Raw genomic sequence first — 26,263 nt, 5'->3', positions numbered from 1 at the left:
GACGACGTCACTTCGGCGTGGCACGGTCCAACGACTGCCGCCACGCATCAAGCCCGCGCTGGACATCCATGCGCTTGGTGGCGGTGTCCGCTGTCATCGAGGCGCGATGGAGCCGTATCAACTCTTCCAGGATGCTCAATGGGTACTCATCCCGAGCCGACAGCTCCACGAACAGTCCCTTGTACTGAGAAAAGCGACGAGCCAGTTTGGCATCGGGGGGGCTCTTCACCATCAAGGAGAGCATTGTATCCAGTTGTGGGCCCCTAGGCGCTACCAGCCTGGGTTGAGGCGGTGGCGGTGGCGGCAAGACAGCCGGTGGGGACCATGGTGCGTCCAGTTTCTTGCCAAGAACGGAGAGTGAGTAGCTCGCCTTGGCGATCTCCGTCCGGGTACTGGCGTCGAGTGCTTGAGCGTGAAGCTGCTTCAGATTCTCTTCGAAGCCGGGCGCCGGTGATGGGTGTCGCAGATAGCGCTCTTCCAGTTGATACACACGCTCCATCAGGTTGGCGTCTTGTGGAGGCGCCTTGCTCCGAGCCAGAAACGGAGCCCGCGGCACGGAGGGCCCTGGCGACTTGCTGTCCGCTGGAAGCGGGGGCGTCTGTAGCGCGACTTCCTTCCGGAGGACCTCGGTTCGCGGCACCGACGTCATGACCGCCGACACCTCCACAGGCAAAGCCTGGGGAGGTGCCGTGATTTCCCTCCCGCTCCGCGAAGCCAGGGCTTCGTCGAGCGTTAGCACCTGGGCTGCATCGGATGGGCCCGGCCCATTGAGTGTCCCTGCAGAGGAGCCGCCCTTGGCCCGCGAGGTGCCTCGGCGCTTCAAAGTCTCCGCCGGTTTGTGTTGAGGCTCGGTCCGCGGGGTGTCCGCGGCGACACTGTTTTCGATTTCGTGCGGCGCGGCCTTCTGCTCCGGGAGAACATCGAAATCTCGTGATGGAGGGCCCTCCTCTGCCACGGAGAGGCTCGTTGCGGGGGTCGCCGAATTAGCTGGAGGTGGAGGCCGGGCTGGCAGCGCGGAAGGAGGAGTGGGCGACGAAGGAGCCTGTGAGGCCGCGACAGGGGGCGATGCCACGAGGAGGTAGATGCCCACTCCACACAGTCCGGCGAGGAGGGGCAGGCTCATGAGCCAGTACCATCCCCAGCGCGCAGGTGGGGGTTGACTGAGTCGCCTCGCCTGCACCGTCTTGGGCTCACGCTCGACCACGTCCGCGGCGGGGACCGGCGACCTGGGGTTCGAGGGGAGCGGAGAAACCCCGGTTTCCGAGCCACGCCGCAAGGCCAGTCGTACGATTTCCGCCGACTCGGGACGCAATCCAGGGTCCTTGGCCATCAACTGAAGGACGAGGGTATCGAGTTCGGGGGGAACCGACGGAACGCGTGCGGAGGGAACAGGCGGCGGTTGCTCGACATGAGCAAAGAGCACCTGGAGCGGCTCACCCTGGAAGGGAAGTGCTCCGGTGAGCATCTGGAACGTCATGACACCGACCGCGTACAAGTCCGTCGCGGGACCGATGCCTGCCCCTCGAATCTGTTCCGGCGCCATGAACTCCGGGGTTCCGAGAATGGAGCCCTCTAGAGTCGTGGGCCCTTCATGTGAATGCACCAGCTTCGCGATGCCGAAGTCGACCAGCTTGACGGAGTACGCTCCGTTCGAGGCTCGAGCCAGGAAGACATTCCCCGGCTTCAGGTCGCGATGGACGATGCCAGCACGATGCGCCGCTCCGAGCGCCGCAAGCATCTGGTCCAGGATCCAAAGAGTCGTTTCGGCGTCGAGGCATCCGTGCTGCCGGATGAAGGCCGCCAGGGATTGCCCTTGCAGCAACTCCATGATGACGTAGGGCCTGCCGTCCGGAAGACTCCCAAAGCCGAAGATGTCAATGATACCCGGATGCTGTATGGCGTTGACGGCTCGAGCTTCGATGAGGAGTCGCTCCACTTGCTGCTGGGAGACGAGTTCCGCCCGCAGGATCTTGATGGCGACCTGCTTGCCAATCAGTGGATGGGTTGCACGATAGACCACTCCCATGCCACCTGAACCGATGCGCTCATCAATGATGAAGTCGCCAACCTGAGTGGCAAGCAATGCATCAGTACCAGGAGTCGCCGGAGTGACTTCATTCCTCAGGAATTTGTCCCGTGCGGTCATCTAGATATCCGCGCGCATTCGATGGTGCGCACCAAAAGTGCTTATACCGCTATGAGTTGAAGGGCGCACAGCGCGATAGGCAAGCCTTCGGTCATTGCATGACGTTCGCCTGGAGGGTGGAGATATACCCCCGAACGGAGTGACCGCCCTATCCGCTCGCACGAAGGGCAGGGCTTCAGGTAGTGAACAATTTCACACCAAGAAGGTGCTGCTGCGGAATGGCACCTGAGGCCGTGGGCTTGGCCGCAGCCAGCGAGAGGCGGCACCGCCTCTCCTCTTTGAACGGGGAGCACTTGGCGGCGACGTGGCGGCGAAGGCCCTCTCCACCCCCGCCGGCGCGCTCGAGCGAGAGACGGCGCCGAGCCATGCGAAGTTGAAGCCCGCCTTCCGCGTCCTCATGTTGGCCGTGCCCTCTTCGGACTTCGACAAGCTCCTGAGCACCCTTCAGCAGCACCTTCCCCTCGAGCAGGACGCCGCCATTCAGCAAATGAGCAGCCCCGACTCTCAATCTCGGTCAAATCGAGACGCACGTGGCGGCCCAGCAGGCAGCCACGTGCGATGTCGTGTCCGTGAGCCAGAACCAACATCCGCCCATGCGCGCGTATAGCCATGGGGGCTCATTTCCGCGGGTTTTTCCGGATGCCGGCCGGATGCCCGCCACACACAAACCATCATGAATGCCAGACTCACACTCGCCGCAGGCGTCCTCTCCTCCCTCGTGTGGAGCGCTCCCGCGCGCGCTGAAACCACGACGGTGGACCTCATCTCCCCGTCCCACTGCACGATGGGGAACGGGCGCCTCAGTCGCTGCTCCATTCCCACCCAGACATTGACCGCCACGGACTTCGCCACCGCCGTCCCGCTGCGCACCATCCTCCGACGCGTCATGACGGGGAACTGCTCCACGCAGTTCCCCCTGGAGGTGACGCTGACGCCTCCGGGCACGCCCGCCACCCGCTACACCTTCATGTCGACCCCAGAGGTCACCCTCCGAGATTTGGACCGGGAGCTGATGGCCTCGCTGGAGCTCAAGGACTCCTCGGCGTGGACGGGCACCGCCGCGTTCGCCGACACCTGCCGCGTCTCCCTCAGCATCACCTGGAACGAGGTGGACGTGGACAACGCCGCCCAGGCCCAGGACATCCTCCAGGCGCTCCAGGCGGAGCTGACCACGAAGACGACGCAGCGCGACCACCTGGCCAGCCTCGTCGAGTACAGCGCCGCGTTCGACTTCATGAAGACGCTCGCCAACAGCTTCCTCGTGGACCTCACCAACGAGACGGCGCACGCCCTGCATGTCCAGGGACAGGAAGCCGCCCCCATCATCTTCAAGGCCGCCATGGGCTGCGCGGGCGTGCTCACCGACGAGGAAGCCGGCATCCTCGCCAACTTCTATTTCGTCCTGGGCTCGTTGAGCGACCCGACGAAGTACCACCACCCGGATGGCTCGCCGAAGACGCTGGAGGAGCTCATCGGCCCCGAGGCGCTCCCCGTCATCCAGAAGCTCTCCCTGCTCTCCGCGGCCGGCGCGAAGGAGCAATACCAGGCGCAGTACCAGGTGGCCGCGCAGGAAGCCGCCGCCGCCCAGGCGAAGCTCGACCTGGCCCGGGCGCAGCTCGCGCCCTGGGCGACGCCCTGAGCGCCCCCGGCCTCAATCCCATTCACAAAAGACATCCCATGACCCAGACACAAAAGAACATGAGGAGACGTGTCCTCGGTGCGCTGATGCTCACCCTGGGCGCCACCGGATGCGGCACGAGCGAAAGCGCTCCGCCCCCACGTGAACCCCGGACACCCGTCGCGGAGATGTCCCCTGCCCTGGCCTCCGAGCAGGTCTGCGTGGAAATCTTCTTCTGGGCGAAGAGCAGGACGCTGTGCAAGCCCCGAGGCTCCAGCATCGACTCGCTCCTGAGCGAGTTCAAACCCACACAGGAAGCGCTCTGCGACACCTTCACGGACGCGGAGCTTCGCTCGCAATGCAAGTCGAAGCCGCCCTACGTCTTCGCCCCCGCCGGCGACAGCGCCAACCCGAGCATCTGGGTGCAGCGCACGGAGGAGGTCCAGGGCTACTTCCGGATGTCCATCGGCGCGTCCATGGCCATCTACGAGACGAGCCTGGAGAAGATGGAGAGTGTCGGTGAGGACATGGTGGGGCCGTCGCAGAGGGAGCTCGACGGCAGGAACAAGCGCCGCGCCGATGCCCGCGCTCGCGTGGGTGACGGCTTGAAGGCACGGGCCACGGCCGAACAGCGCGCCGCCAGCGCGGACCTGGCCACCCAGCGGGAGACGCTGGAGGAGTACAAGCACCACTTCGCGTCCTACCAGTTCGCCCTGGAGGCGCTGGAGCCGCAGGTCACCACCACCCTCGCCGCCTTCGTCACGTACCGCGACGGCGAGGCCGCCGTCTTCACGCAGCTCGAGGACATCTCGACCCGCGCCTCCGCCGCGACGCTCGCTCAGTTGGGCGCGCTCCAGGGGGAGCTGGTGGACCTGAGCCGCACGGAGAGCCAGCGCCCGCAGCAGCTCCAGATGGACGCTCGGCGACTGGTCCACTCGATGGGACAGATTCACGCCCGGCACCTGCTTGCCACCGAGCCCTTCTCGTCCTTCCTCGCGCGGAACAACCTGCCTCGGGTCAACCTCACCGAGCGCTCCGCCATCGTCCTCAACAACATCTCCAGCTACGCGGATGCACGGTATGCCCGCGTCGCCACGGCCGTGGCGAAGCTGCTGGAGGGAATGCGACTGCGCCGGGGCGCGCTCGTGACGTCCCAGGCGAACGCGGCCACCCGCCAGACACTCGCCACCGCGGCGACGCTCAAGGCCTCCGAGGCCTTCCTCGCCAATGCCAACCAGCGGACCACCGCGCTGTGGCAACTGCCTCCTCGCAGCACCAAACTGAAATACTTCTTCCTGGCGAGCAAGCACGTCGACTTCGAGAGCATCCTCCAGCTCGAGCCGCTGTGCGCCAACGTCTCCACCACCTCCACGCCTTGGATGGAGACGGGCTGCATCGCCCTGCGCCGGCAGTTCACCAGCGCTCGCAACTACCTGAACACGACTCTTCCCAACATGGTGCGGCTGAACGTCACCAACATGCGGAGGGCCGGTGTCTCCGAGGCGCTCCTCGTGGACGTGGAGACCCACCTCAACAACGCCAATCTCCGCCAGGCCGTGCTCGCGCATGACGTCGCGCTGCGCGCCTCGGACCTGTGAGGCCCGTCATGACTTCATCCATCCTTCGAGCACTCGCCCTGCTGTTGTCCTGCGCGGTCCTCGCGCCCGCCACCGCGCTCGCCACCACCTATCGCGACTACGTGATTGCCTGGCGGTCCACGTCCTACCGCAGCGAAGGCAGCTGTCAGGACACGAGCCGGCTCTATCAAGAGGGGCAGGCCAACTTCTCCATCAACTCGATGCCGCTGCCGACCCGGACGGTTGCCGGCAACTACCGGGTCGACGCCCACGGCAACGACTCCAACCTCTTCGCAGCCCCCTTCAACGCCACCCTGCTGCGCTGGGGTGCCAACCAGTTCTACTTCAACGTCATGCTCGCGCAGCCCGACCAGAGCTGCGTCATCACCGATGACGTCGTGCAACTGGAGACCGGTGGGCTGACGGCCCGGCCCCTCTTCCTCGTCAAGCGCCGTGGCACCGCCTACTCGGGCACCACGTCCGTGGCGCTGGACTTGAAGGAGATCAACCCCCGCCTGTCGGAGAACCTGGCCAACCTCGAGAAGGTGCTGGAGGACCGCAAGTGGCAGTTGTTGAGCATCCACGGGGACCTCGCGCTGGCCCAGGCGGAGCTCGACCTGCTCGCCGAGCTGAAGGGCGAAATCGACGAGCTGTCCAAGCGCCCGCTCGACTCCATCACCGAGGCGGACCTCAGCGACATCCTGTCGCGCTATGGGGGCGTGGACCCGCGCGTCCTCAGCCAGCTCCAGCAGTTGCTGCGGGACTTGAAGGAAGACCTGGCGGCGCTCCGCACGGAGATCAACCGCATCATGTCCGACTTCCGAGGGCAGATGGGCGGCCTGGATGACTGGCTCGCCGGGACACCTCCCACGGGCTCCCCGGACCTGGGCGACTCAGGGACGTATGACCCGGACCTGGACCCCGGCTCCATCCCCGAGGTGGAAGCGCCGGACCTGGACGTGGGTGACGACTTCGACCCGGACAACGACCCCTACCTCGCCTATGCGACGCAGGTGCTGCAGCAGTTGGAGACCACGCGGAGCGCCGGCGTGGTGGTCAACCGCGGCGGCTTCATGACCATCGTCCGGAGCTGGCGGCAGAACCAGGACATCTTCGAGAAGGCCATCCAGAGCCGCGCCAGCGTGTCGATGGAGGAGGTCGGTGCCTTCATCAACGCCCGCGACATGGTGTGGAACGTCGTGCGCGAGTACATGGACGAGGCCGGCTGGTTCCTGGACACCCCGGTGCGCCCGTCGACGAAGTCGCTCATCGCCTACCTGCGCAAGCGCCCCGAGGCAGCGCATCAGGCGGACGGCCTCCAGTCCAACCTCAACCTCTGGCAGGGCGACGCGCCGACGGCGCAGCAGAACGAAATCCTCAACACGCTCGACGGGCTCCACGGCGGCTGGCAGTCCGTGGAGGACGGCGCGGCGGCGGAGGACCCGAGCATCATCTCCACGCTCTTGAGCATCGGCGACTCGGCCCAGGTCATCATCAAGGAGGTGGCGCTCTTCGGCGTCGGCATGACGCCCGTCGGTGACTTCATCGACTTCTGCGAGGTCATCACCGGCTGGGAGACGTGCATGCCCAACGGGACGCAGCTGTCCACGGGCGAGCGCGTGTTCACCGCCATGGGCATGGTCGTCGGCACCGGCCGGTTCTGGCGCGCCGTCGGCAACGCGGTGACGCCGGTGGGCAAGGTCGTGGCGGACCGCTGCGAGGCCCTCATCAAGCGCTGGTACGACATCCCCGACAAGGTGAAGCGCGAGGAGCTGGTGGAGCGGCTGGGGCAGGAAGCCATCGACCACGTGGACGGCCTGTCCGGCAAGGACGTGGAGCGACTCCTCAATGGCCTGGGAGACTCCGCCGTCCAGCGCCTGGCCAAGCACCTCAAGAAGGCGGGACTGCTCCAGTTGGAGAAGCTGTCGATGCTCCAGATTCCCGCCGCGAAGAGGAGTCACGCGGTGGCCAATGGCGGGCACGTCAAGAGCATGGGCACCATGAAGGGCAAGACGGTGGCCCAGTTGGAGGCCGAACTCCAGGCCAGGGGCTTCACCAAGAACGCGGACGGAAACTGGGTGCACGACGACTTCTCCGTGGTCCGCATCTCCCCGGGGACGTCGACGAAGCCGCCGTACTTCCGGCGGGAAATCACCAGCGTGAAGGGAAACACCAACCGGGATGCCATCACGGTCAAGGTGACCGGCGTCACCATCGAGGATGACCTCGGGAGTGTCGAGTACGTCTTCAGCCTGCCTGAGTGGGCGGACGACACCATCGGCGTGAGCAAGCAGATACGCAACTGGTTCGCGTCCATGGTGAATCGCAACCCCAATGACCTGGACGAGTTCGGCCAGGAGCTGCTGGAGCTGGAGAAGTACTGGGGCAAGCAGACGCACTTCGACCTGTTGCCGTAGTGCATGATGACCCACCTCGAGGCCACCCCGGACCATGCGGGTGGCCTCGGGGTTTCGATGCGAGGTGGTGTGGTGATGAAGCAGGTGCTGCGTCCCGACAATGGCAACCGCTGGTCGCTCCTGGGTCGCTGGGGTACTCCCAGCCAACAGCGGGCCGAGTACCAGAAGGTCGGCTTCTCTCCGAGCGGCCACCTGCTGGTGACCCTGGAGCACCGGGGAGATGAGCGGCTGCGCTGGTGGCACTGGCAGGAGGGACGACGGGAGTCCCTGGCCGGAGAGGTTGTCGTTCCCAAAGGCGTCGCGATGCAGGCGCTGCCCGCGCTCGGGGGCATCGCGGTGACGAACACCCGCTTCGAGCTGGGCCTGTACGCCGAGTCCTGCGGCGCGCTCCTGCGTCAGGCGAAGCTCCCCGACCATGAGTCCTGGGGCCTCGTCGCCAGCGCGGATGGCACCCGGCTGGCCATGCATGACCAGGGGAGCGGCGTGCTCCTCTGGGACACCGGGACCTGGACGGCCCTGGGCAGGCTCGCGGGGCCACAGCAGGAGGTCGTGGGGCTCGCCTTCTCTCCCGACGGGCAGTGGCTCGCCGCCGCCTGTCTCCGGGGGCGGGTCGTCCTCTGGAACGCCAGGACGGGCCAGCTCGCGCACGTCCACGCGGAAGAGGAAGAACAGTTCGTGAATGTCGCCTTCGACCCCTCGGGCGAGCAGCTCGTCGCGACGACGACGGGTCCCCGCATCCAGCGCTTCCACGTGGGCGACTGGAGCCTGGGCGGAACGCTGTCGGGCCCCGTGCCGGGCTCACGCCACGCGGCCTTCAGTCCGGATGGCGGGCTGCTCGCGGTGACGAAGTTCGGCTTCCTCGTGCTCGGTGTGGACGAGGGCGCCCGGGTGTTCCGCTACGAGGTCGACAACGACTTCTATGGCAGCAACGCGGTCTTCAGCCCGGACGGGACGACGGTGGCGTGGGGCGAGCCCGACGGCACCGTGGGCTTGTGGGGCATCGCCTCCCCTTCCTGAGCGCTGACTGTCAAGGCAAGGCCTGGGCATCGCGGTGCTCGCGCAAGGCGCGCACGAGGGCCCACAGTCCCGCCTCGGCCGAGACCTGGCTGTCATTGAAGACGACGGACACGAAGACATCGTCCTCCACGACATAGGCCACCACCGAGGAGAAGCCCTTGATGCCTCCGCTGTGGCCAAGCATGAGGCCAGGGCCCGTCGGCACGTCGTAGAGCTGGACGCCTCGCCCGTAGAACATCGTGCTGCCCGGCTGCGTCGGCGGGTACATGACGTCCATGGAGTGCATGTCCTGGAACAGGCCTCGAACCGTCGCGGGCGCCAACACCTCGCCGGGCAGCAGCGCGTGCCAGAAGCGCACGAGGTCCTCCGCCGTCGAGGCCAGCCCGCCCGCGCTGTATGGGGTGGCGTAGTCGAGGTCGGTGACGGGAGCCCCCGCCACATGACCGACGACGACCTGGGTGAGGGGGAGGCCCGCTGCCCTGAACTCCGTGTGCGCCAATCCGAGCGGACGAAGGAGTCGGTCCTGGAGGAGGACGCTGAAAGGCTTGCCCTCCACCTGCTCCAGGATGCGTCCGAGCATGACGTAGCCCGTGTTGCTGTATGCCCAGTTCCCGCCCGGACAGAACTGGGGAGGCTGCTCGGCGGAGAGACGAATCAACTCCTCGGGGGAGCGGTAAGGGCCGTCCTCGAAACCGGGCAGGGCATTGAAGCTCACCAGGCCGTGGGTGTGTTCGAGCAGGTCCTCCAGGGTCATCAACTCAGTGCCGGGCACCTCGGGGAACCAGGTGGAGACCGGAGTGTCCCAGCGAAGGCGCCCCTCTTGAACGAGCTGGCCCGCGAGCATCGCCGTGAAGCTCTTCGTCACGCTGGCGACCTGGAACAGGGAGGCGGAGTCCACTGGTTCCTGCGTGTCGGTCCGCGACTTCCCACGAGTCGCGGTCCACAGTCCCTGTCCCGGCACGGCGACCGCGACGCTGGCGGCGGGGACCTGCCGGAGGACGGCGTCCAACGCGGTGTCCAGGGCCTGGGTGAGCCCCGCATCGAGGACTCCGGTGATGGGTCGCCGTGGAGCGAGCGTCGGCCAGATGGACTCAGGCGCGGTGCGCAGCGCCGGCCCCTGATAGGGCGACCGCTCGGAACAACGCTGAGGTCCTGGCGAGGAACTGGCGCAGCCCATGAAGAGGAAGCCCAGGAGGAAGGTCCAGCGTGCTTTCGAGTGCATGAGTGCGCGCGGTCTGGTCCCGTACGAGGACGCATGTCGAGAGAGCGGTGAGGGTCGACCTCATCGTACGTGAGGCTCCAGGGAGGAGAACGGGCGCCGGGCGCGAATGTCTCGCGTCACACCGGAGTCGGGCCATGGACCGCCAGGCGAGCGGGCGTCACCCCACGGTCCGAGGCGATCGCTCTTCGCGGCTCACCGCCTGAATCGCGCGGCTCACCGATGCCGGGTGGGGCTTCGCAGATATGCCCTGCTCGTCGCTGGAGGCTCGGGAATCCTTTCGCTCACGACGGGCGCCTCCGCGCCCTGCTCGAGGAGCCTCTTTCGCATGCGACTTCCCCGTTCCCTTCTTCTGCTGGCGCTCGTCACTCAGTGGCTCGTGCCAGGAACCATCGCCAGTGCCCAGACACCACGAGGCTCGCGGTCACAGCGTCACACCCGCGTCGACGCCATCTTCTCGCCCTGGAGCGGCAAGGCCTCGCCCGGCTGCGCGGTGGGAGTCTCTCGCAACGGCGTGCTGGACTACGCGCGGGGCTACGGCATGGCGAATCTGGAGTACGACGTCCCCATCACGCCGGGCTCCGTCTTCAACATGGCCTCCATCTCCAAGCAGTTCACCGCGTTCTCCATCGGGCTGCTGGCACAGGAGGGCAAGCTGTCGCTGGACGACGACCTCCGCCAATACGTGCCGGAGATACCCGCCTACGGCAAGACCATCACCCTCGCGCACCTGATGCACCACACCAACGGGTTGCGCGAGCAGGGCCAGCTGATGAGCCTCGCCGGCTGGCGCGGCGACGACCTGAGCACCGAGGCGGACGTCCTCTGGGCGCTGCCCCGGCAACGCGGTGTGAACTTCGAGCCGGGGACGGAGATTCTGTACGGCAATGCCGCGTACACGTTGCTGGCGGTCATCGTGCGACGCGTCTCCGGCAAGTCCCTCCGGGCCTTCGCCGATGAGCGGTTCTTCAAGCCGCTCGGCATGAACGACACCGGGTTCCAGGACGACCACAATGCCATCGTTCCCAGGCGCGCCACGGGCTACGAGCCCCGTGAGGGTGGCTGGCGAATCAGCATGCCCAACACCGACAACTACGGCCCCGGCAATCTGCTCTCCACCGTCGGTGATGTGCTGAAGTGGGAGCAGAACCTGATGGACGGGCGCGTCGGCGGGCCGGCCTTGACGGCGTTGATGCGGACCTCCGGCAAGCTGAACAACGGCATCGAGACGGGTTACGGCGGTGGCTTGCATCTGGGGGAGCATCGCGGCCTGCGCACGGTGCGACATGACGGCATGGCATCCGGCTTCCGCACGGAGGCCGTCCTCTTCCCCGACCAACGACTGGCCATCGTCGTGCTCTGCAACGGCAGCTCGATTTCATCCACGGACCTCTCGTGGAAGGTGGCCGAGGTGTATCTGGGTGACCTCCTGAAGGACACGATGCCGCCCGCCGTCGCGCTGCCGGAGGCGGAGTTGTCGGCGCTCGCCGGCAACTACTGGAGTCCCTTGACGGACGAGGTCGTGCGCCTGGAGTTCAAGGACGGAGCGCTGCGCGAAGTCGGCTCGACCAAGCCCTTCGTCCACATTGGAGAGGGCGCGTTCCGCCCCGGCGAGTCGAAGCATGTGTGGCGCTTCGCGACGCCGAAGCCCCAGGCCCCGCGCGAGCTGAGCATCAAGGACTCCTGGCCCACGACGAGGGACTTCATCCGCTTGAGCGCGCCCATGCCCACGGACCTGGCGGTGTTCGCCGGACAGTACCGGAGCGAGGAGGTCGACATGACGTACACGGTGCGCGTCACGGACGGAAAGCTGGCGGTGCGCTGGCCGCGACGGGACGAAGTCATGCTGGAGCCCGTGGGCGGGGACCGGTTCGTCGGCTCGCTCGGCGCCATGACTTTCACGCGGGCGGCGTCAGGGAGCGTCGATGGGTTGCTGGTCAGCAGCCGTCGCCTGCGTCGGTTTCGCGCGGAGCGGATGGAGCCGTCCGCGAACAAGGCGCCCTCCGTGGACCGGTCCGGCCCTTAGCTCCACCCCTTTAGACATCTTCGGCATCGGCTCCCTGTGAGGTCGTCAGCACGCGCACCACGCCCGAGTTCAACCTGGTCTCGGTGAAGACCACCGCCACGGCCACCCGGGCGCGCGTCACCTGCATTTGCTCCGCGGGGAAGAGCAAGACCCAGACCTGCACCCTCTCTCCGGAGCTCGGCTGCGAATGCAAGGAGGGCGTGCCCACGCTCCTCTCCTGCCCGAAGAAGTGACGCGCGGGTGCTCAACGCTGGACGGCGAGGATTCTCGCGCCAGGGACGTCCACTGCGTAGGTCGCGCCCATGTCGAGGACGATTTCCCGCTCGTGCTCGGCGCAGTTGCTCGGGCTGAAGGAAAAGCGAACGAACATGATGCCGCCTGGGCCTGGGGCGGTGGAGACGTTGAAGGCTTCACGCCTGTAGAGACATTGCTCCAGCGGTGTGGCTCCGCGATGTGGCTTGGCTCCCAACGGGCGGAAGTCCTCCGTCGCCAGGGCAATGGCCGCGGCGAGGGTGCCCGACAATTCGTGAAGCCCCTGGGCCGGCAGGTCGCGAGGAAACACCACCCGCGCCGCTTCCTCCGGTGGCGCCTGAACCGGGCGGGGCCCCGGGCGAAAGAGGGCACATCCAGGCAGGACCATCAGGAGCAGGAGCGTGCGCTTCATGCAGTCACCTCGCCAACGTCACTCGCTGCCGACGTCCGTGATTCGCCCATACCGCTTGTCCTCATTCTTGATAGGGCCGATCAGCACCCACCGCATTCCTCGCCTCACGTACGCCTCACCAGGACGAGACTCGTTGACGCAGGGAACCAGCTTCATGATGGTGCAGTCCGTGTCCGAACTGGACGCGGATCAGGAACCGCTGGAGGCCCGCCTGCCGGTCCTCGGGCGACATCTCGGAGGGGGCCCACGGATGGCTGTGGTAGTCCGCGATGGGAACCACTCGCCCGCGCTCGTCCACCACATATCGAGGTGGAATGCACCGCTTGCGGTTGCTGGGCCCGACCAGGACGGTGGCCCCCAAGGGGGAACCATAGGTCGCGTAGTAGATTCCATCCCCGGGCGACTGCTGCAGGCCGTCATCAATCCCAGCCGAATCCCAAGTCGAGCCCTCATCCGTTCCCCCTCAGGCGCGGGGTCTCTGGAACGGCTCCATCTGCGCCTCCAGTGCCCGCTGGAACGCGGGCCGGGCCTCGCATCGCTCCTTGTACGCCTTCAACGTGGGAAACCCGTCGAGCACGTCCGTGTGACGGAGGATGCGCAGCACCGTCACCATCATCAGGTCGCCCACCGTGAAGCGGTCCTCCAGGTACTCGCGCGTCCCCAGCCGTGCCGCGAGCTCACCCAACCGCTCCTGGAGCGCCTCCACCAGCGCGGGCCTGCGCAGCTTCGCCCACTCCTCGTTGGGGAAGAACAGGTCCACCTCCGCGAGCGGCTGAATCGCGATTTCAACGGAGTTGAGCGCCGCGAAGAGCCACGTCACCGCATGGGCCCTGCCCACCGCATCCGTCGGCAGGAGCACTTCGCACTTGTGCGCGATGTGCAACGCGATGGCCCCCGACTCGAAGAGGACGAGGCCGTCCTCCTCGAACACTGGCACCTGCCCGAAGGGTTGGAGCCCGCGATAGTCCGCCGAGGCCTGGACGGCGCTGTCGATGAGCTTCACCTGGTACGGCAATCCAGCCTCTTCGAGCGCCCACCTCACCCGAAGGTCCCGCACCAGACCTTGAGCGAACGGCGGGACCCACTTGAATGCGCTGACAGTCCTCATGCCCCAGAATCTCCTCGGCTCGGTGAGCGTCCATCAAACACGCCACACCGACACCGTCAACGCGCCCAGAGTCCTCGCTCCTCGGCGCCGCCGCTCACACCCCGGCCACGGGCACCTGGAGCAGCTCCGCGCCCCTGTACCCTCGTCGACACGTCGGGCGCGCGGCCCCACGAACGACGCGGACACGAGCGCCCCATCGTCACTCAGGCCGCAGTCGTGTCATCAGCCGGGTTGAGCCCGTGTTCAAGTCATGCTCTAGGCCCCGCACCATGCGCACGGAGAAGCTCCTTCCCCTCATCGGCTTGTTGCTCGTCGCTCCCTTCCGCACCGTGGAGGCCCGGCCCGTCCAGTCGGAAGTCCAGCTCTGGTACACCGTGTCGGCCCAGGGCGGCATCGGAGAGCACTTCCTCTACTATCTGGAGGCGCAGCCGCGCTTCAGCAAGGACGATGGCCGCGCCATCCTCCGCTCGGCGGGGGGCGTGCGGCTGCTCCAGGACATGTCCCTGTGGCTGGGACAGGCCTGGATTCCGCTCTGGGTCTGGGATGGAGACCCGGCCCTGCGGCAGGGAGAGAGCCGCCTCTTCCAGCAGTACCTCTACACCCCGAAGCTGGGTTCGGTGCGAGGCACGCTCCGGGCCCGCTTCGAGCAGCGCTTCCTGGCCGGGACGACGGAGGTCTCCCTCCGCGCGCGCGTCATGCTCCGAGGCGCACAGCCGGTGGCCGCGGAGGGGCGGCTGTCCCTGATTGCCTGGGACGAGGTCTTCTACCACCTCAACTCGGTGGCGGGCGGCCCCAGCGCGGGCTTCGACATGAACCGCGCGTTCGTGGGCGTGGGCTGGAAGTATGGAGACCACGCTTCGCTGGAGGTGGGCTACCTCAACGTCTTCACCCGCCGGCCCACCGCGCAGAGCGATCAGCTCATCCACACGCTCGCCGTCTCCATGCCCTTCAACTTCATGTAACAGTTCGACAGGGGTGAATCCCCGGGGACCCGCCGAGCCCTCAACCTGGGGTGGTATTGCCCCATGGGGCAGGTGCCCGATAACCAGACATCACTGTGTGGTTTCGAAACGCTTCGAAATACTCCGAAAATCCCCTGGAGCCACACGGGCTTAGGCCCAACGGCGTCAACGTTGTTTACACATCCGCCTCGGATGCCTGGAGCACGGATACTCCACGTTATACATCGTTTGCGGGTTTCTCGCCCTGCGAGACTCAATGGCCCATCAATTGCTCAAGGCCGGGAGCGCGTCAGGCCGCTGCTGGTGGACACCAGGCGGATGACGCGTCCCCCCGTAGTCTGAATGGACGAGGAATCTCCGATGCCCGTGTTCCAGAAGATGTTCAAGGGAGCTGCTGTCCTCGCGATGACCGGTAGCGCGCTGCTGACTGGCTGCGGCACCGACGTGCAGGTTGATGAGTCGCAGGTCGAGCAGGAAATCATCGCCAACCTGGTCGAGGCCGGCTTCCCGGCGAACGACATCATGGTGGCGGACGGCAACGTGTACGTCGGCCGCGACGCCCACGTGACGCTCGAGGCGTCCCGCGAGATGCTGCAGCAGCCCGTGGAGACGATGGAGCAGTACCGCACGACCAACCTGGTCAGCTCCAGCATCACCCGCATCTGCGTCGTCCCGACGTCCACGTTCAACAGCTACACCCGCCTGAGCCAGGGCCTGGACCTGGCCATCGCGAACTACAACGCGCTGGGTCTGTCCTTCTCCATGGTGCGTGGCAACGCGGGCGGCTGCAGCGCGACCATCACCGCGCAGACCACGTCCGGCGCTGGCGGCTCGGCGGGCTTCCCCTCCGGCGGCCGTCCCTACGGCACCATCAACATCGGCACCAGCCTCAACACCTACAGCGTGGGCGTGAACGAGCACGTCATCACCCACGAGCTGGGCCACACGGTCGGCTTCCGTCACTCTGACTACTACAACCGCGCCATCAGCTGCGGCGGCGCCGCCTCCAACGAGGGCACCGCGGGCGTGGGCGCCATCCACATCGCTGGCACGCCGACCACGGCCTCCACCGGTGGCTCGCTCATGAACTCCTGCTTCCGCTCGACGGAGACCGGTAACTTCACGGCCTCCGACCGCACGGCGCTGACCACCCTCTACTAGTCAGCCCTGGCGACCACCCCGCGGCGTCATTCTTGATGCCATGGGAGTCGACACCCGAGCCTCCGGTCCGCGACTCACGTCGGGCCGGGGGTTCGTGTTTTTTGACGGTCTCGGGTCAGCCCTCTTCGGAGCTCTGGGAAGTCACAAGCCAGCGCTCGGACTTCCCGCATCAGCCCTGCGCGAGTCGTGTATCGCGCGTGTTCCAGCCCGCGCGGCGAGGTGGTTGACGGCCCCCGCTTCATGACGGAGGACAGGGGAATGATTGAACTGCCCCCTGACGCCTCCATGAAGGACTACCAGCGCTACATCCACGAGCTGGAGGCCCTGCACGGCTGGCTGAAGCTGGACCTGGTCCACAACTGCTTCCTCATGGGCGAGGAGGTGGGCGAGGTCTTCAAGGCGGTGCGCCGCCACGAGAAGCTCTATGACGAGGGGCGCGGCACGCCCACCGAGCAGGCCCGTGCCCACGTCGGCGAGGAGCTGGTGGATGTCTTCAACTACCTGCTGGCCATCGCCAACCGCGTCGGCGTGGACCTGGAGCAGGCCTTCCGCGAGAAGAACGCGCGCAACCAGCAGCGCACCTGGACCTGATGCCCCGCCTGTCGGGAGAGGTCGGCCCGTCGGAGCCCACCCTCCCTGGTACGAGGCAGTCCACGCCGGGGATGAACCGACGTCCCGGGTGCTCGTAACGCAGCGAGCGACTCACATACCTTCGAGCGACGGTTTCCAGGTCCGGAAGGGACGGCGTCCATGGGTGTCTTCCCCCCCAAGCTCGACACAGACGAGAAGCATGCCCCCGTCGTGGAGAGTTCGCGAGAGATGACAGGCCGGCCCCCCGCGCCGTCCTTCGAGCAGCCCGCGCCCGACGTCTCCCGCTACGTCCAGCTCCAGGCCCGGGCCGCGCTCAGCCCCCGTGTCCAGGCCCAGCTCGGATTGCAGCGGATGATGGACAGCAGCCCCCGCGTGGTGGCCCAGGCTCGGACGGCGGAAGCCCTCTCCACGCCACCAGGCCGCGCCACCGGACTGCCCGGACCGCTGAAGGCGGGCGTGGAGCGACTCTCCGGGCTCCCCATGAATGGAGTGAAGGTCCACTACGACTCCGACAAGCCCGCGCAGCTCCAGGCCCTGGCCTATACCCAGGGCTCCGACATCCACGTGGGCCCAGGGCAGGAGCGCCACCTGCCCCATGAGGCCTGGCATGTCGTGCAGCAGATGCAGGGGCGCGTGAAGGCCACCACCCAGACCCAGGGCGCCGCCATCAATGACGACGCCGGACTGGAGCGGGAGGCAGACGTCCAGGGGCGGGCCGCCACCCAACGGATGCCCATCCACGAGGGAGGCACGCGCCCCGAGCCGGGGCCGTTCCAGGCGCCGCACCCCACGTCACGACCGCCCATCCAGGGCGTCCACGGACGGCCGGAGTCGGGAGGCAATCGACTCAACCTGAGGACCCTCAAGGACCGACGCCACGACGGCGAACAGCTCTACCTCTACGGCAAGACGAACACCTACTACGCCCGGGTCAGCGGCTCGGCCGAGACCGGCGACCTCCTCGTCAAGGAGGTCGAGGCCGCCGCGCTCCAGGGCGCCAAGGGCATCGGCGAGAAGCGGAAACTCTCGGAGACACGACCTCCCGTGGCGCCCGTTCTGGAGGAGCAAGACGACATGCTCCTCCAGGAGGAAGAACAGAAACAGGAAGCCAGTCCGGACGAGGGCGATGAGAACGCCCCGAGAAAACGCCAGAAGCTCGACAACAACGTCGCGGGTCAGCAATTGCTCGGCCTGTCCCGAGGTCTCACCCGCTTCGCGGAGGTCGGCTTCGAGGACGCGCTGACCCAACACCTCGCGAATGACACCGAGAACATGGACATCGCCCGCCAGGCCATCCAAGACGCCTGGCAGCTCCCGAAGCCCGACGACTCGGAGCGGGTCTGGACCACGTCCAGGCGTGAGCAGACCTTCGACTTCGATCTGAACATCAAGAACGCGAACAAGCTGTACGGCGGCTCCATCAACAAGACGAAGAAGAAGCAGCAACGTCACCGCCGCCTGGAGGAGAAGGCGGTCGACACGGATGGGTTCCAGCTCGATTCGCTCTATGCCGAGTCGAGTCGTGCCCACCAGAACCGCGTGGCCTCGGGGCTGGACTCCCGTGTCGCCACGGCCTTCTCCCTGGCGACCAATGGCATCGGAGACGAAGAGCAGGCCCGGCTGTTCGTCTTCGCGGGACTGCACGCCGACAAGCAGATGAGCCTCTTCGAGGCCTTCAAGTCCGGAGGTGTCCAGACACCCCAGCAGGGCGTCCACCTCTACCGGCAGGCCGTCCCCCCCGAGGTCGTCGAGGACATGCAGTGGAGGTATCCGGACGAGCTTCAGGCGCCAGGCTTCCAGTCCGTGCTCGAGGGGCTTGTCGCCCAAGAGGACGAGAGCACCTGGGGCCCGGGCCTGGGCGCGTTCCCCAGCGTGCTCCAGGACACGACGAAGAAGCAGGTCGAAGCGCTGCGGAGCAAGGGAGGACTGGTCAGCGCGGAGGAGTCAGCCCCCCAGGTTCCCGGCGTCCTCTGGGATGAGGTCTCCGCCAGGAACCAGCGGCTCATCCTCGGCATCCAGGACAAGCAGACCTACAACAGGCTCAAGGCGCGCTTCAGGTCCGCCGGGGATGTGGCCGCGTATGTGTCCACCCTGCTCACGAAAGGCGAGGACCACGACGCGGCCAAGACCGTGGACTGGTACAAGAACCTGGCCCTGGCCCTGATTCCACCCGAGGCGCGCCCGCGGAAGCTGCCCGGCGCGGACAAGAAGCTCGCCTCCAAGAAACGGACGACGCTGGCGGACAATGTCACGAAGGTCGCGGAGTACCTGGGCGCGTATGACTTCGGACTCCCGATTGAAGACAAACAGGCCGCCGCCAATCACCTGGTGGAGTCCGACCCCACCGGGGCTCACGGCATCAGCAAGTACATCTCCGGCGACTTTGGACAGCTCAGCGACGCGCTCGACGCCCCCTGGGACCTGGAGAACAACCAGGTGGTCCTGCGGCAGGTCCACGACGTGGTGCGAGGCGTGGAGGGGCTCCCCGTCCACGAGGGCTGGGTCTACCGCCGCGAGGAGGTAGCCGACCAGGAGGAGGACAAGAAGGTCATCGGCGAGGTCGTCTCCCCCGGGGTGCTCTGGAGCTCGTCCCTCTCTCCCAGGTTCAACACCCAGTTCGACCGCGCGGGGAAAGGCGTCATCTATGCCATCCACAGCCTGTTCACCGGCCGCGACGTCCAGCTCCTGGCGGGCCAGCTCAAATGGTTTCAACGGGAGGTCGTCTTCCCTCCCTATGCGCGCTTCGTCGTGGAGGACGTCCAACCCCATGGCAACGCCACCGTCTACACCCTGCGGGAGATCGCGCCGGATGCCCGCGTCGGCGAGTTGGACGAGCGGCCCCTCGACGTCGACGAGTCGCGCCGCGAGGACTCGGAGGTCCGCAGCTACATCGACCAACGCCACCATCAGCAGGCGGTGGAGAAGTTCCAGTCGCTGGAGCCCTGGACGCAGCAAGAGGCCGAGCACCTGGGCATCGAGGGGCTGACGACGGGCATCCACGCGCCTCGCGAGCTGTATGGCCTGCGGGGCTTCCGGCGCTGGCAGAAGTTGCTGCGCCGCTCCCTGGCGGATGAGTCACTGGCGCGCTTCTGGACCTCCGCGGGGTTGCTGGAGACCGCATCCGAACTCGCCGGAGAACCCGTGGCCCTCCGGGACAACTGGAGAGGCTGGGGACAGGACGACGACGAATACTCGCTGGCACCCGAGGGCGCCGACAATGCCACCACCCTGGGACTGCGCATCGGACGGTGGTTCGGCGCGGATGACCTGGCCGCCGGCTGGAAGGGGGCATTGAAGAACCTCCCCGCGGGCGACTACGTGGGCGCGGACACCTTCGCGCCGCTGGCCTCCGCGAAGTACCAGCAGGAGAAGCTCCGGGAGCATGGGAAGCAGAAGGCCCTCTGGATATGGCGACAGGATGTCCAGGCACTGGTCGACGCGGGGGTCCTGAAGAACGCGAAGGGACTGGTGAGCCCTGGCAAGGGAAAGGCCCAGGACTACAAGTACTCGGTGACGTATGGCATTCAATCCGCCGGGGAGCTGGAGGGGGCACTGACACACCTGCTGGACTCGACGCGCGTGGAGCTGGAGGGAGCTCTGACAAAGGCTCCCGCGGAGAGCGCGGAGGCGGTGACGCGAATCGCCGCGCGGCTCCAGCAACAGCTCGTCGCCATCCACCCCTTCGACGACGGCAACGGCCGCATCAGCCGGCTGTACATGTACAACGTCCTCAAGACCTACCTGCCTGACGACGAAGCCTATGGCAGCCTCCCCATCATCCCCGACACCGGCAAGGACCTGACCACCTCCGAGTCACAATGGGGTGACCAGCTCTGGAACGAGGTCCGCAAGGGCCGGTAACCCTCCGAGCATCTCCCTCGTCTGGAGACCTCGCGCCTCCGGACGCGAATGCGTCCCGGCGCGACGCAACGGCGTTACGACTGGACGCACCAGGTCGGCTCACCCCGAGCCCGCGCCACTACCTGACCGGGCGAGAACAGGGGAATGCGCGGTCTGGCGCATCCCTTGCTCTGCCCTTGTTGCATGAGACCCATGTATCAGTACGGTGCCGCGGACGTGCGTTATGGACAGAGCATCTCACTTGGCACGTCGAGCCCTGTCGACCTGAGCGGCAGCAGCTCCTACTCCATCGGGTTCTGGCTGAACCCGCGAGCCCCCGCCTACGACGGATTCCTGCTGCTGTCCGGCACGTCCTATTACATCGGGCAGCACGGGATGCTGCTCACCCTCAGCATCCCGGGCATGAGCACGCCGCAGCGCTCTGAAATCGAGCTGCTGCAGAACCAATGGCAGTACGTCCTGCTCGTCTTCGAGACCCAAGGCACCAACCAGGGCACCTACTCGTTGTCGGTGAATGGCACGCCGTTCATCGAAGGCACCCTCTCCCGGGTCACCGCGACCAACAGCCTGTTCAGCCTGGGCCACACGTCGGACGCGCAGTTCATCAATGTCGCGTTCTGGTCCACGGCGCTGCCCGAGGGTGAGCGCCTCCCCCTGTGGGACATCCCCTCGCCGAGCACGAACCTCGCCGCGTGTTACAGCTTCGCGGATGGCTCCAGCAATGACGTCTCCGGCAAGAACCGGAACGCGGCCACCTTCGCGGGCGGCGCGCAGGTCGTGATGGTCGCCCCGGCGCTGCGGTTGCTCAACACGGGAGTCCAACCGTCTCCTCGCGACGCGCTCACGGTGGTGGCGGACGGAGGCCCCTTCAGCGTGCAGGCCTGGTTCAACTGCGACGCGCCCTCCGAGTTCCAGGCGGCGTCCCGGACCCTGTTCTCGTGCAGGGACCGCGACACCGGCTACGGCTTCTCGTTGGGGGTGATGTGGAACGGCGGTGGGTTCAACCTCGAGCTCAAACAGGACACGGCGGGGGGCTCCAGCGGCTGGGGGGACAGCATCCAACTGCCCCCGGGCTCCTGGCATCACCTGGCGGCCACGTATGACGGGACCATGGTCTACATCTACCTCGATGGGACCCTGACCTTGACCATCGTGTGCACCATGCCGGTGCTCGCGAACCCGGTATGGATGTTCGGCGCCACGTACACCCCTGATACCGCGGGGTCCGCCGAAAACGAACTCCAGGGCTACCTCCAGGCGGCGGCGCTCTGGTCCCGCGTGATTTCAGCCAACGAAGTCCAGCAGTACATGTCGGAAGACCCCTCCGACTCCGACGGCTGCGTCGCGTTCTATGCCTGGAGCAGCCTCATGCTCGCCAACCAGGTGACAGGCAATCCGCCGGTGCTCCTCAACACGGCCTTTCCCGCCACCGTGGTCACCCCGCCGTCCGAGTCGCCGCCCCCGTCCGGAGGCTCCTATACCCAGGTGGAGATGGTGCAGCCCTCGGCGCGGCTGGAGCCCGCCGTCCGCTGGTCCCCGGACGAGGTGCCCTACCCCGCCAACAGCCCGCTTCCGCCCGACCAGGTCGAAGCCATCATCGCCGCCTATGAGCCGGTGCTCGCCTCCGTTCCTGGAGCGATGAAGGACCGCCTGCGCTCCCTGTTCCGCAACAACCTCTACCTCGGCCTGGCGAAAGGCAACGGCCCCGGAGGCATGCCGGTGGGCTCCATCGCCGGAAAGGTGGAGGGCGCCGCGTACGTCTTCTACCACCACACCGCCCAGGGGCCCGTGGAGTGCGGACGGATGGAGTTGACCGTCAACACGGAGTGCGTCGGCTGGGTCATCTCCGTGGCCGCGACTTCGCTCTGCCTGCTTCTGACGGTGGTGGGGCTGGGGTTCTCGGCGACCAGGGCCGTCTCCTCCTTGAGCAAGGTCATCGGAGAGAGCACGGCGCTGCTCAAGGATATCGGCGAAGCGGCCAAGGGCGCCACCAGCGGCAGCACCGTCATCAAGGTCATCAAGGCGCTCTACGTCGCGGGGACGCTTGGCAAGGTGGTGGGTGACATGTTGACCGGAAACTGGGTCTCCATCGCCCTCAACTGCGCGTCGCTCATCCTCATGGTCGTGGGCCTCTTCACCACCGGGGGCGCCTACCTCGCCGTCGTGCTGGCGCAGCTCGTCATCAACATCGCCGTCCTCATCGCCGTCATCGCGCAGAAGCCGAGCAACTGCTGCTGAGCCTTGATGAAACCCGGGCATGGGTCATTCATGCCCGGTTGACGCCGTGTGCGACGTCTCTGCTACACGGCGTGCATGCCCCTGAACCCAAGACATCTCGCGGGAAGGCTGTCATCCGCCTTCCTGCTCCTGCTGATACTCCATATCGCCTGTGACACGGCGCCCGCGGCGCCGGCGGTTTTGGCCCCCGGGGCTGTCGGCACACAGCAGGCGCCGCTGGACCCGCCCACCTGGTTCACGGATGTGGCCATGGTGGGCACCAGCGCTTGCTCCACCGGCCTCAACAACTACGGCGTCATCGACAACTGTTACAACGTGGAGAACCCGCAGCGGCCGAGCATCTTCCGGGAGCTGTCCCCCGCGTGGCGGCCCTATCGCTCCACCTATGCGTCGCCACTGACGCTGCGCCCGGCCGCGCTCTCCGGGGTGATGCAGCCCTTTCCGCCGAACGAGTACGACAACGGGTGGTCCACGCCCCGGATGCCGGAGAATGGCGACGCGGCGAATGCCATCCAGGTGCTGCCTTTCAACCGAGGCACCAACGACGGCCGCCTCTTCGTGCGCGGCGGCTGCCGTGGCTGCGCGGAAGGCTCCATCCTGTACTCGTTCCGTCCGGAGACGCTGGGCCAGGACTTCCGCTACGACTTCGCCAGCAAGGGCATCCGGTACGTGCAACCTCCGCACACGGTGGGCCTGCACCCCTTCACCTATTTCAACCCCATGGCCACCGGACTCACGGCGAAGAACAACGGTGACTTTCCCGACGCGCTCCACAGCACCACCTGTGAGAACTCGATGTCCGCCCAGCTCCAGGGCAGCCATGGGCGCAACCCCGTGGCGTGCACGGCCCGCTATGACGTGAGCACCGCCCCCGTCCCAGGCGACTGTTATGAGATGTCGCTCGTCTACGGAATGGTTGCCTCCGACGGCAAACGCTGGGAGCTTCGCTCGGTGGACCTCACCGTCTTCGTGCGCACGCCGAAGTCCACGGATGCGGGCAAGCCCGTCGACGGGGCGGGCACCGCGGGCTGGGGCCTCTGGGTCTACCCTCGCAACCCGGAGGGCGAGGTGAAGTCCCTGCCCACCTGGAACCTGCCGCCGTACCGCCCCTTCAACATCCATGACTCGCCATGGGGCGACATGAGCGCGGGCTCCACGTACAGCGTTCCCGGCACGCCGGACACCATCGACTGGCGGCGCCTGTTCACCGCCAACCCTGGCTTCCAGTGCTACATCGCGGTGCCGGTGTGGCCGCTCCCCACGCCCGTCTACGTGCGCAACACGTCCGCCTCCGCGCCCAAGTGGTGCCAGTTCTTCGACCGGCAGAGCTACCGCTCCTCGTTCCAGGTCGAGGACGACGAGGACGGCGTCATCGGCAACGGTGGGACGTGGAATGGCGTGACGGGCTGGGGCACGAACGAGCGGCCCTATGCGTTGTTCGAGCCCGCGACGAGCGGTGACGGACGGCTGTTCGTCGTCAACATGAATGGCCTGTACTACGCGGCCTCCGACGACGTGTGTCGCGCCTCGAGCTGGGGGCACTTCAAGCCCATCAGCATGATGCCCATGGACCCGCTGGTGAACAGCCGCTACGAGCTGGCGAAGTCCCAGGTGGTCAACGGCCGGCCGCAGCCCTTCCGGGACACGCTGGGCAATGCCATGCCCTTCGGCGTGCGAAACCAGTGGGCCTACCCGTGGTTGGACCGCGAGGGGAAGAACCTGTTCTTCGCCGCGAAGAACAATCCCCATGACGGCTACTACGCGCGGCAGGTGCTGCGCGAGGACCGCTACAGCACCATCTCCCAGACGGATGTCACCTGGGGCCCGCCGTCGGATGCGACCCGAGCGACCTTCAATCCGGACCGGGCGCCCGCGCAGGCCGTCAGCGTGCTCGGCGCGTGGACTCGCGGCAAGGCGGTCATCCTCGACAACGGGCTGAGCATCACCGACCTGGCGGGCCACACCGACGACCAGTACCAGCGAACCTATGATCTGCGCCTGTACTCGGGCGCGGACGTGTCACTGACGCCCCGGGGAAGCTCCCAGATCTTCTCCTTCGAGAACCAGCTCAACCACTTCGACGGGATGCGGCCCACCCTGCCCTTCGACGTGGTGTGGAACGTCCAGTCGAACACGCAGCGCAACACCGAGGTGGCCTTCGACGACTACCTCAACAAGCGCGCCTTCGTCGTCGCGCACATGAACGCGGCCATGCGCATGGACGTGTCTCCGTATGGGCCCTGGCGCGCGGAGACCTTCGCCCAGGACGGCTTCATGCCCGTCAAGGACGCCTGGGCCTATGTGCGCGGCGGCCAGCTCGCCGACTTCCGCTTCAAGCGCAACCCGCTGGCGCAGAACGCCGCCACGGGCAGCCCGCTGCTCGGCACGGATGGACCGCAGGCCCCCACCTCCGTGCGCCTGCGCGGCGGCGCGCGCATCGAGCCCGTGGCCCTGGGCGGCGTCAGCGGCAAGGGTGTCTGGCTGGATGGCCTGAATGACCTCATGGACATGGGCTATCCGGTCAACGGCGCCCAGCGTGACTGGCTGCTCGGCATCTGGCTCGACTCACGTCAGGACAACGTGCTCAGGCCCGGCGCGACGCTCGTGCGGAGCCTGCCACGCACCCTCTTCTACTTCTCCGACAACTCGTGGGTCGGGCTGGTCCAGGTGAAGGACAACACCGGCAATGTCTGGCACGAGCTCTCCGTGTACAACGGCGCGACGGGCGCTTCGTACACCGTCAACCTGGGCTCGTTGGTGCAGGCGGGGCGCTACTTCCACTTCGGCATGAAGATTCACACCGTCGGAGGCCAGCGGACCCTGGCGTTCTACATCGATGGGACGTGGCACTCGACGCTGACCGTCGCGCCGGGGGACGTGGGCTTCGACCCGATGTTCAACTCGATGAATGGTTGGACGTGGATGACGGTGAGCGACCCGGGACCGGCCTTCGTACCGGGCCAGATGCGGCTGCCCTTCTTCGGCTGGGTGGATGAGCTGCGCATCTACGCCCTGGCACCGGGCGACGCGCAGCGGCCCTGGACCGAGGAGCTCGTCTGCAACCAGGCGCTCGGCACGACGGTGGACCTGTCGCGGCGGGAGCCCGAGCCGTGGACTCCGACGCTGGAAGCGCTGCGCTCTCGGGCGGCGCTGTATCCCGGGATGCGGCGGTCCATCTGCGAGCAGATGCGGCTGGGCACCTACTCGGAGCCGCTCGACTACCCGGCCCAATACGGAGAGCACCTCTGCATCGACCGGGTGCACAAGAATCCGCACCCCACTCCCGGCCTCGCCGCGCGGTGCATGCGCGCCGGGATGCTGGCCATGCCCGCGCTCCATTCGGCGATGCCCCGCCCGGACACGAGCGGCAACGCCTTCTGCCTCTCATGCCACACGGGGACGGCCACCCTCCCAGGGCTGCGTCTGGGTGCGCTGACGGCGGGGACGGGGCCGCGGTTCCAGGACAGACGGCGCCAGCCGATGAATGTCCCGGCGGTCATGGGCGGCGTCGTCCCGCCCTGGCTGACCACGGGCATCAACCAGCCAGACGGAACACGCACGCTGGACCAGCACTTCGACCACTTCCCGGCACCCTGACGTCGGTGAAGACAGACGCCCCCGCCCTGGCTCTACGTCAGGGCGGGGCGCCCTCACTCCA

16 protein-coding genes are annotated in these 26,263 nt (G+C 66.8%); 11 read left to right on the top strand and 5 right to left on the bottom strand.

Going from position 1 to position 26,263, the window contains the following annotated elements; all coding sequences use genetic code 11:
* Nucleotides 1-7: 7 nt before the first annotated feature.
* Nucleotides 8-2,146 (bottom strand): serine/threonine-protein kinase, encoded by a 2,139-nt coding sequence (locus G4D83_RS25635; protein ID WP_163867458.1) that lies wholly within the window; start codon nt 2,144-2,146, stop codon nt 8-10.
* Nucleotides 2,147-2,819: 673 nt separating this feature from the next.
* Between G4D83_RS25635 and G4D83_RS25630 the strand changes: the two genes are divergently transcribed.
* From G4D83_RS25630 to G4D83_RS25615, 4 genes are read left to right on the top strand one after another with little or no spacing between them, the layout of a single operon-like run.
* Nucleotides 2,820-3,785: a hypothetical protein gene (locus G4D83_RS25630; protein ID WP_163867457.1), complete on the top strand. Its 966-nt coding sequence runs from the start codon at nt 2,820-2,822 to the stop codon at nt 3,783-3,785.
* A gap of 38 nt (nt 3,786-3,823) precedes the next feature.
* Nucleotides 3,824-5,362, top strand: coding sequence for a hypothetical protein (locus tag G4D83_RS25625; RefSeq protein ID WP_163867456.1), 1,539 nt, complete (start codon nt 3,824-3,826; stop codon nt 5,360-5,362).
* Between the two features lie 8 nt (nt 5,363-5,370).
* Nucleotides 5,371-7,758, top strand: coding sequence for a coiled-coil domain-containing protein (locus G4D83_RS25620; protein WP_163867455.1), 2,388 nt, complete (start codon nt 5,371-5,373; stop codon nt 7,756-7,758).
* A gap of 3 nt (nt 7,759-7,761) precedes the next feature.
* Nucleotides 7,762-8,775 carry a WD40 repeat domain-containing protein gene (locus tag G4D83_RS25615; RefSeq protein WP_163867454.1) on the top strand — a complete coding sequence of 338 codons (1,014 nt, stop codon included), beginning with the start codon at nt 7,762-7,764 and terminating at the stop codon, nt 8,773-8,775.
* Nucleotides 8,776-8,785: 10 nt separating this feature from the next.
* On the opposite strand, the gene G4D83_RS25610 is transcribed toward G4D83_RS25615, so the two are convergent.
* Nucleotides 8,786-9,997, bottom strand: a complete 1,212-nt coding sequence (locus tag G4D83_RS25610; RefSeq protein WP_163867453.1) for a serine hydrolase domain-containing protein — start codon at nt 9,995-9,997, stop codon at nt 8,786-8,788.
* A 325-nt stretch (nt 9,998-10,322) separates the two neighbouring features.
* Here G4D83_RS25610 and G4D83_RS25605 point away from each other — a divergent pair, with 325 nt between their 5' ends.
* Nucleotides 10,323-12,020 carry a serine hydrolase domain-containing protein gene (locus G4D83_RS25605; protein WP_163867452.1) on the top strand — a complete coding sequence of 566 codons (1,698 nt, stop codon included), beginning with the start codon at nt 10,323-10,325 and terminating at the stop codon, nt 12,018-12,020.
* Between the two features lie 10 nt (nt 12,021-12,030).
* Here the strand turns inward: G4D83_RS25605 and G4D83_RS25600 are convergent, their stop codons facing one another.
* From G4D83_RS25600 to G4D83_RS25590, 3 genes are all read right to left on the bottom strand, one after another.
* Entirely contained in the window at nt 12,031-12,183 is a 153-nt protein-coding gene (locus G4D83_RS25600) for a hypothetical protein (RefSeq protein ID WP_163867451.1), read from the bottom strand.
* Between the two features lie 81 nt (nt 12,184-12,264).
* On the bottom strand, nt 12,265-12,684 hold the full coding sequence (locus G4D83_RS25595) for a hypothetical protein (protein ID WP_163867450.1): 420 nt from the start codon (nt 12,682-12,684) through the stop codon (nt 12,265-12,267).
* 463 nt (nt 12,685-13,147) lie between these two features.
* Nucleotides 13,148-13,792, bottom strand: coding sequence for a glutathione S-transferase family protein (locus G4D83_RS25590; RefSeq protein WP_163867449.1), 645 nt, complete (start codon nt 13,790-13,792; stop codon nt 13,148-13,150).
* Between the two features lie 269 nt (nt 13,793-14,061).
* Between G4D83_RS25590 and G4D83_RS25585 the strand changes: the two genes are divergently transcribed.
* The 6 genes from G4D83_RS25585 (at nt 14,062) to G4D83_RS25560 (ending at nt 26,202) form a co-directional block, all read left to right on the top strand.
* Nucleotides 14,062-14,754, top strand: a complete 693-nt coding sequence (locus tag G4D83_RS25585; RefSeq protein WP_163867448.1) for a DUF2490 domain-containing protein — start codon at nt 14,062-14,064, stop codon at nt 14,752-14,754.
* Nucleotides 14,755-15,114: 360 nt separating this feature from the next.
* Nucleotides 15,115-15,915: a M57 family metalloprotease gene (locus tag G4D83_RS25580; protein WP_163867447.1), complete on the top strand. Its 801-nt coding sequence runs from the start codon at nt 15,115-15,117 to the stop codon at nt 15,913-15,915.
* A 258-nt stretch (nt 15,916-16,173) separates the two neighbouring features.
* Nucleotides 16,174-16,506, top strand: a complete 333-nt coding sequence (locus G4D83_RS25575) for a MazG nucleotide pyrophosphohydrolase domain-containing protein (protein ID WP_163867446.1) — start codon at nt 16,174-16,176, stop codon at nt 16,504-16,506.
* Between the two features lie 159 nt (nt 16,507-16,665).
* Nucleotides 16,666-20,367, top strand: coding sequence for a Fic family protein (locus tag G4D83_RS25570; RefSeq protein WP_163867445.1), 3,702 nt, complete (start codon nt 16,666-16,668; stop codon nt 20,365-20,367).
* A gap of 192 nt (nt 20,368-20,559) precedes the next feature.
* The gene (locus tag G4D83_RS25565) at nt 20,560-22,605 is read left to right on the top strand and encodes a LamG domain-containing protein (RefSeq protein ID WP_240356578.1); all 2,046 of its coding nucleotides are present in this window, start codon (nt 20,560-20,562) and stop codon (nt 22,603-22,605) included.
* Nucleotides 22,606-22,680: 75 nt separating this feature from the next.
* Nucleotides 22,681-26,202, top strand: a complete 3,522-nt coding sequence (locus G4D83_RS25560; RefSeq protein ID WP_163867443.1) for a hypothetical protein — start codon at nt 22,681-22,683, stop codon at nt 26,200-26,202.
* The last annotated feature ends 61 nt before the right edge of the window (nt 26,203-26,263 follow it).

The sequence above is a fragment of the Myxococcus eversor genome (genome assembly GCF_010894455.1).
In the GTDB taxonomy this organism is placed as follows: Bacteria; Myxococcota; Myxococcia; order Myxococcales; family Myxococcaceae; genus Myxococcus; species Myxococcus eversor.
This window is presented reverse-complemented; position numbering and strand designations above follow the sequence as displayed.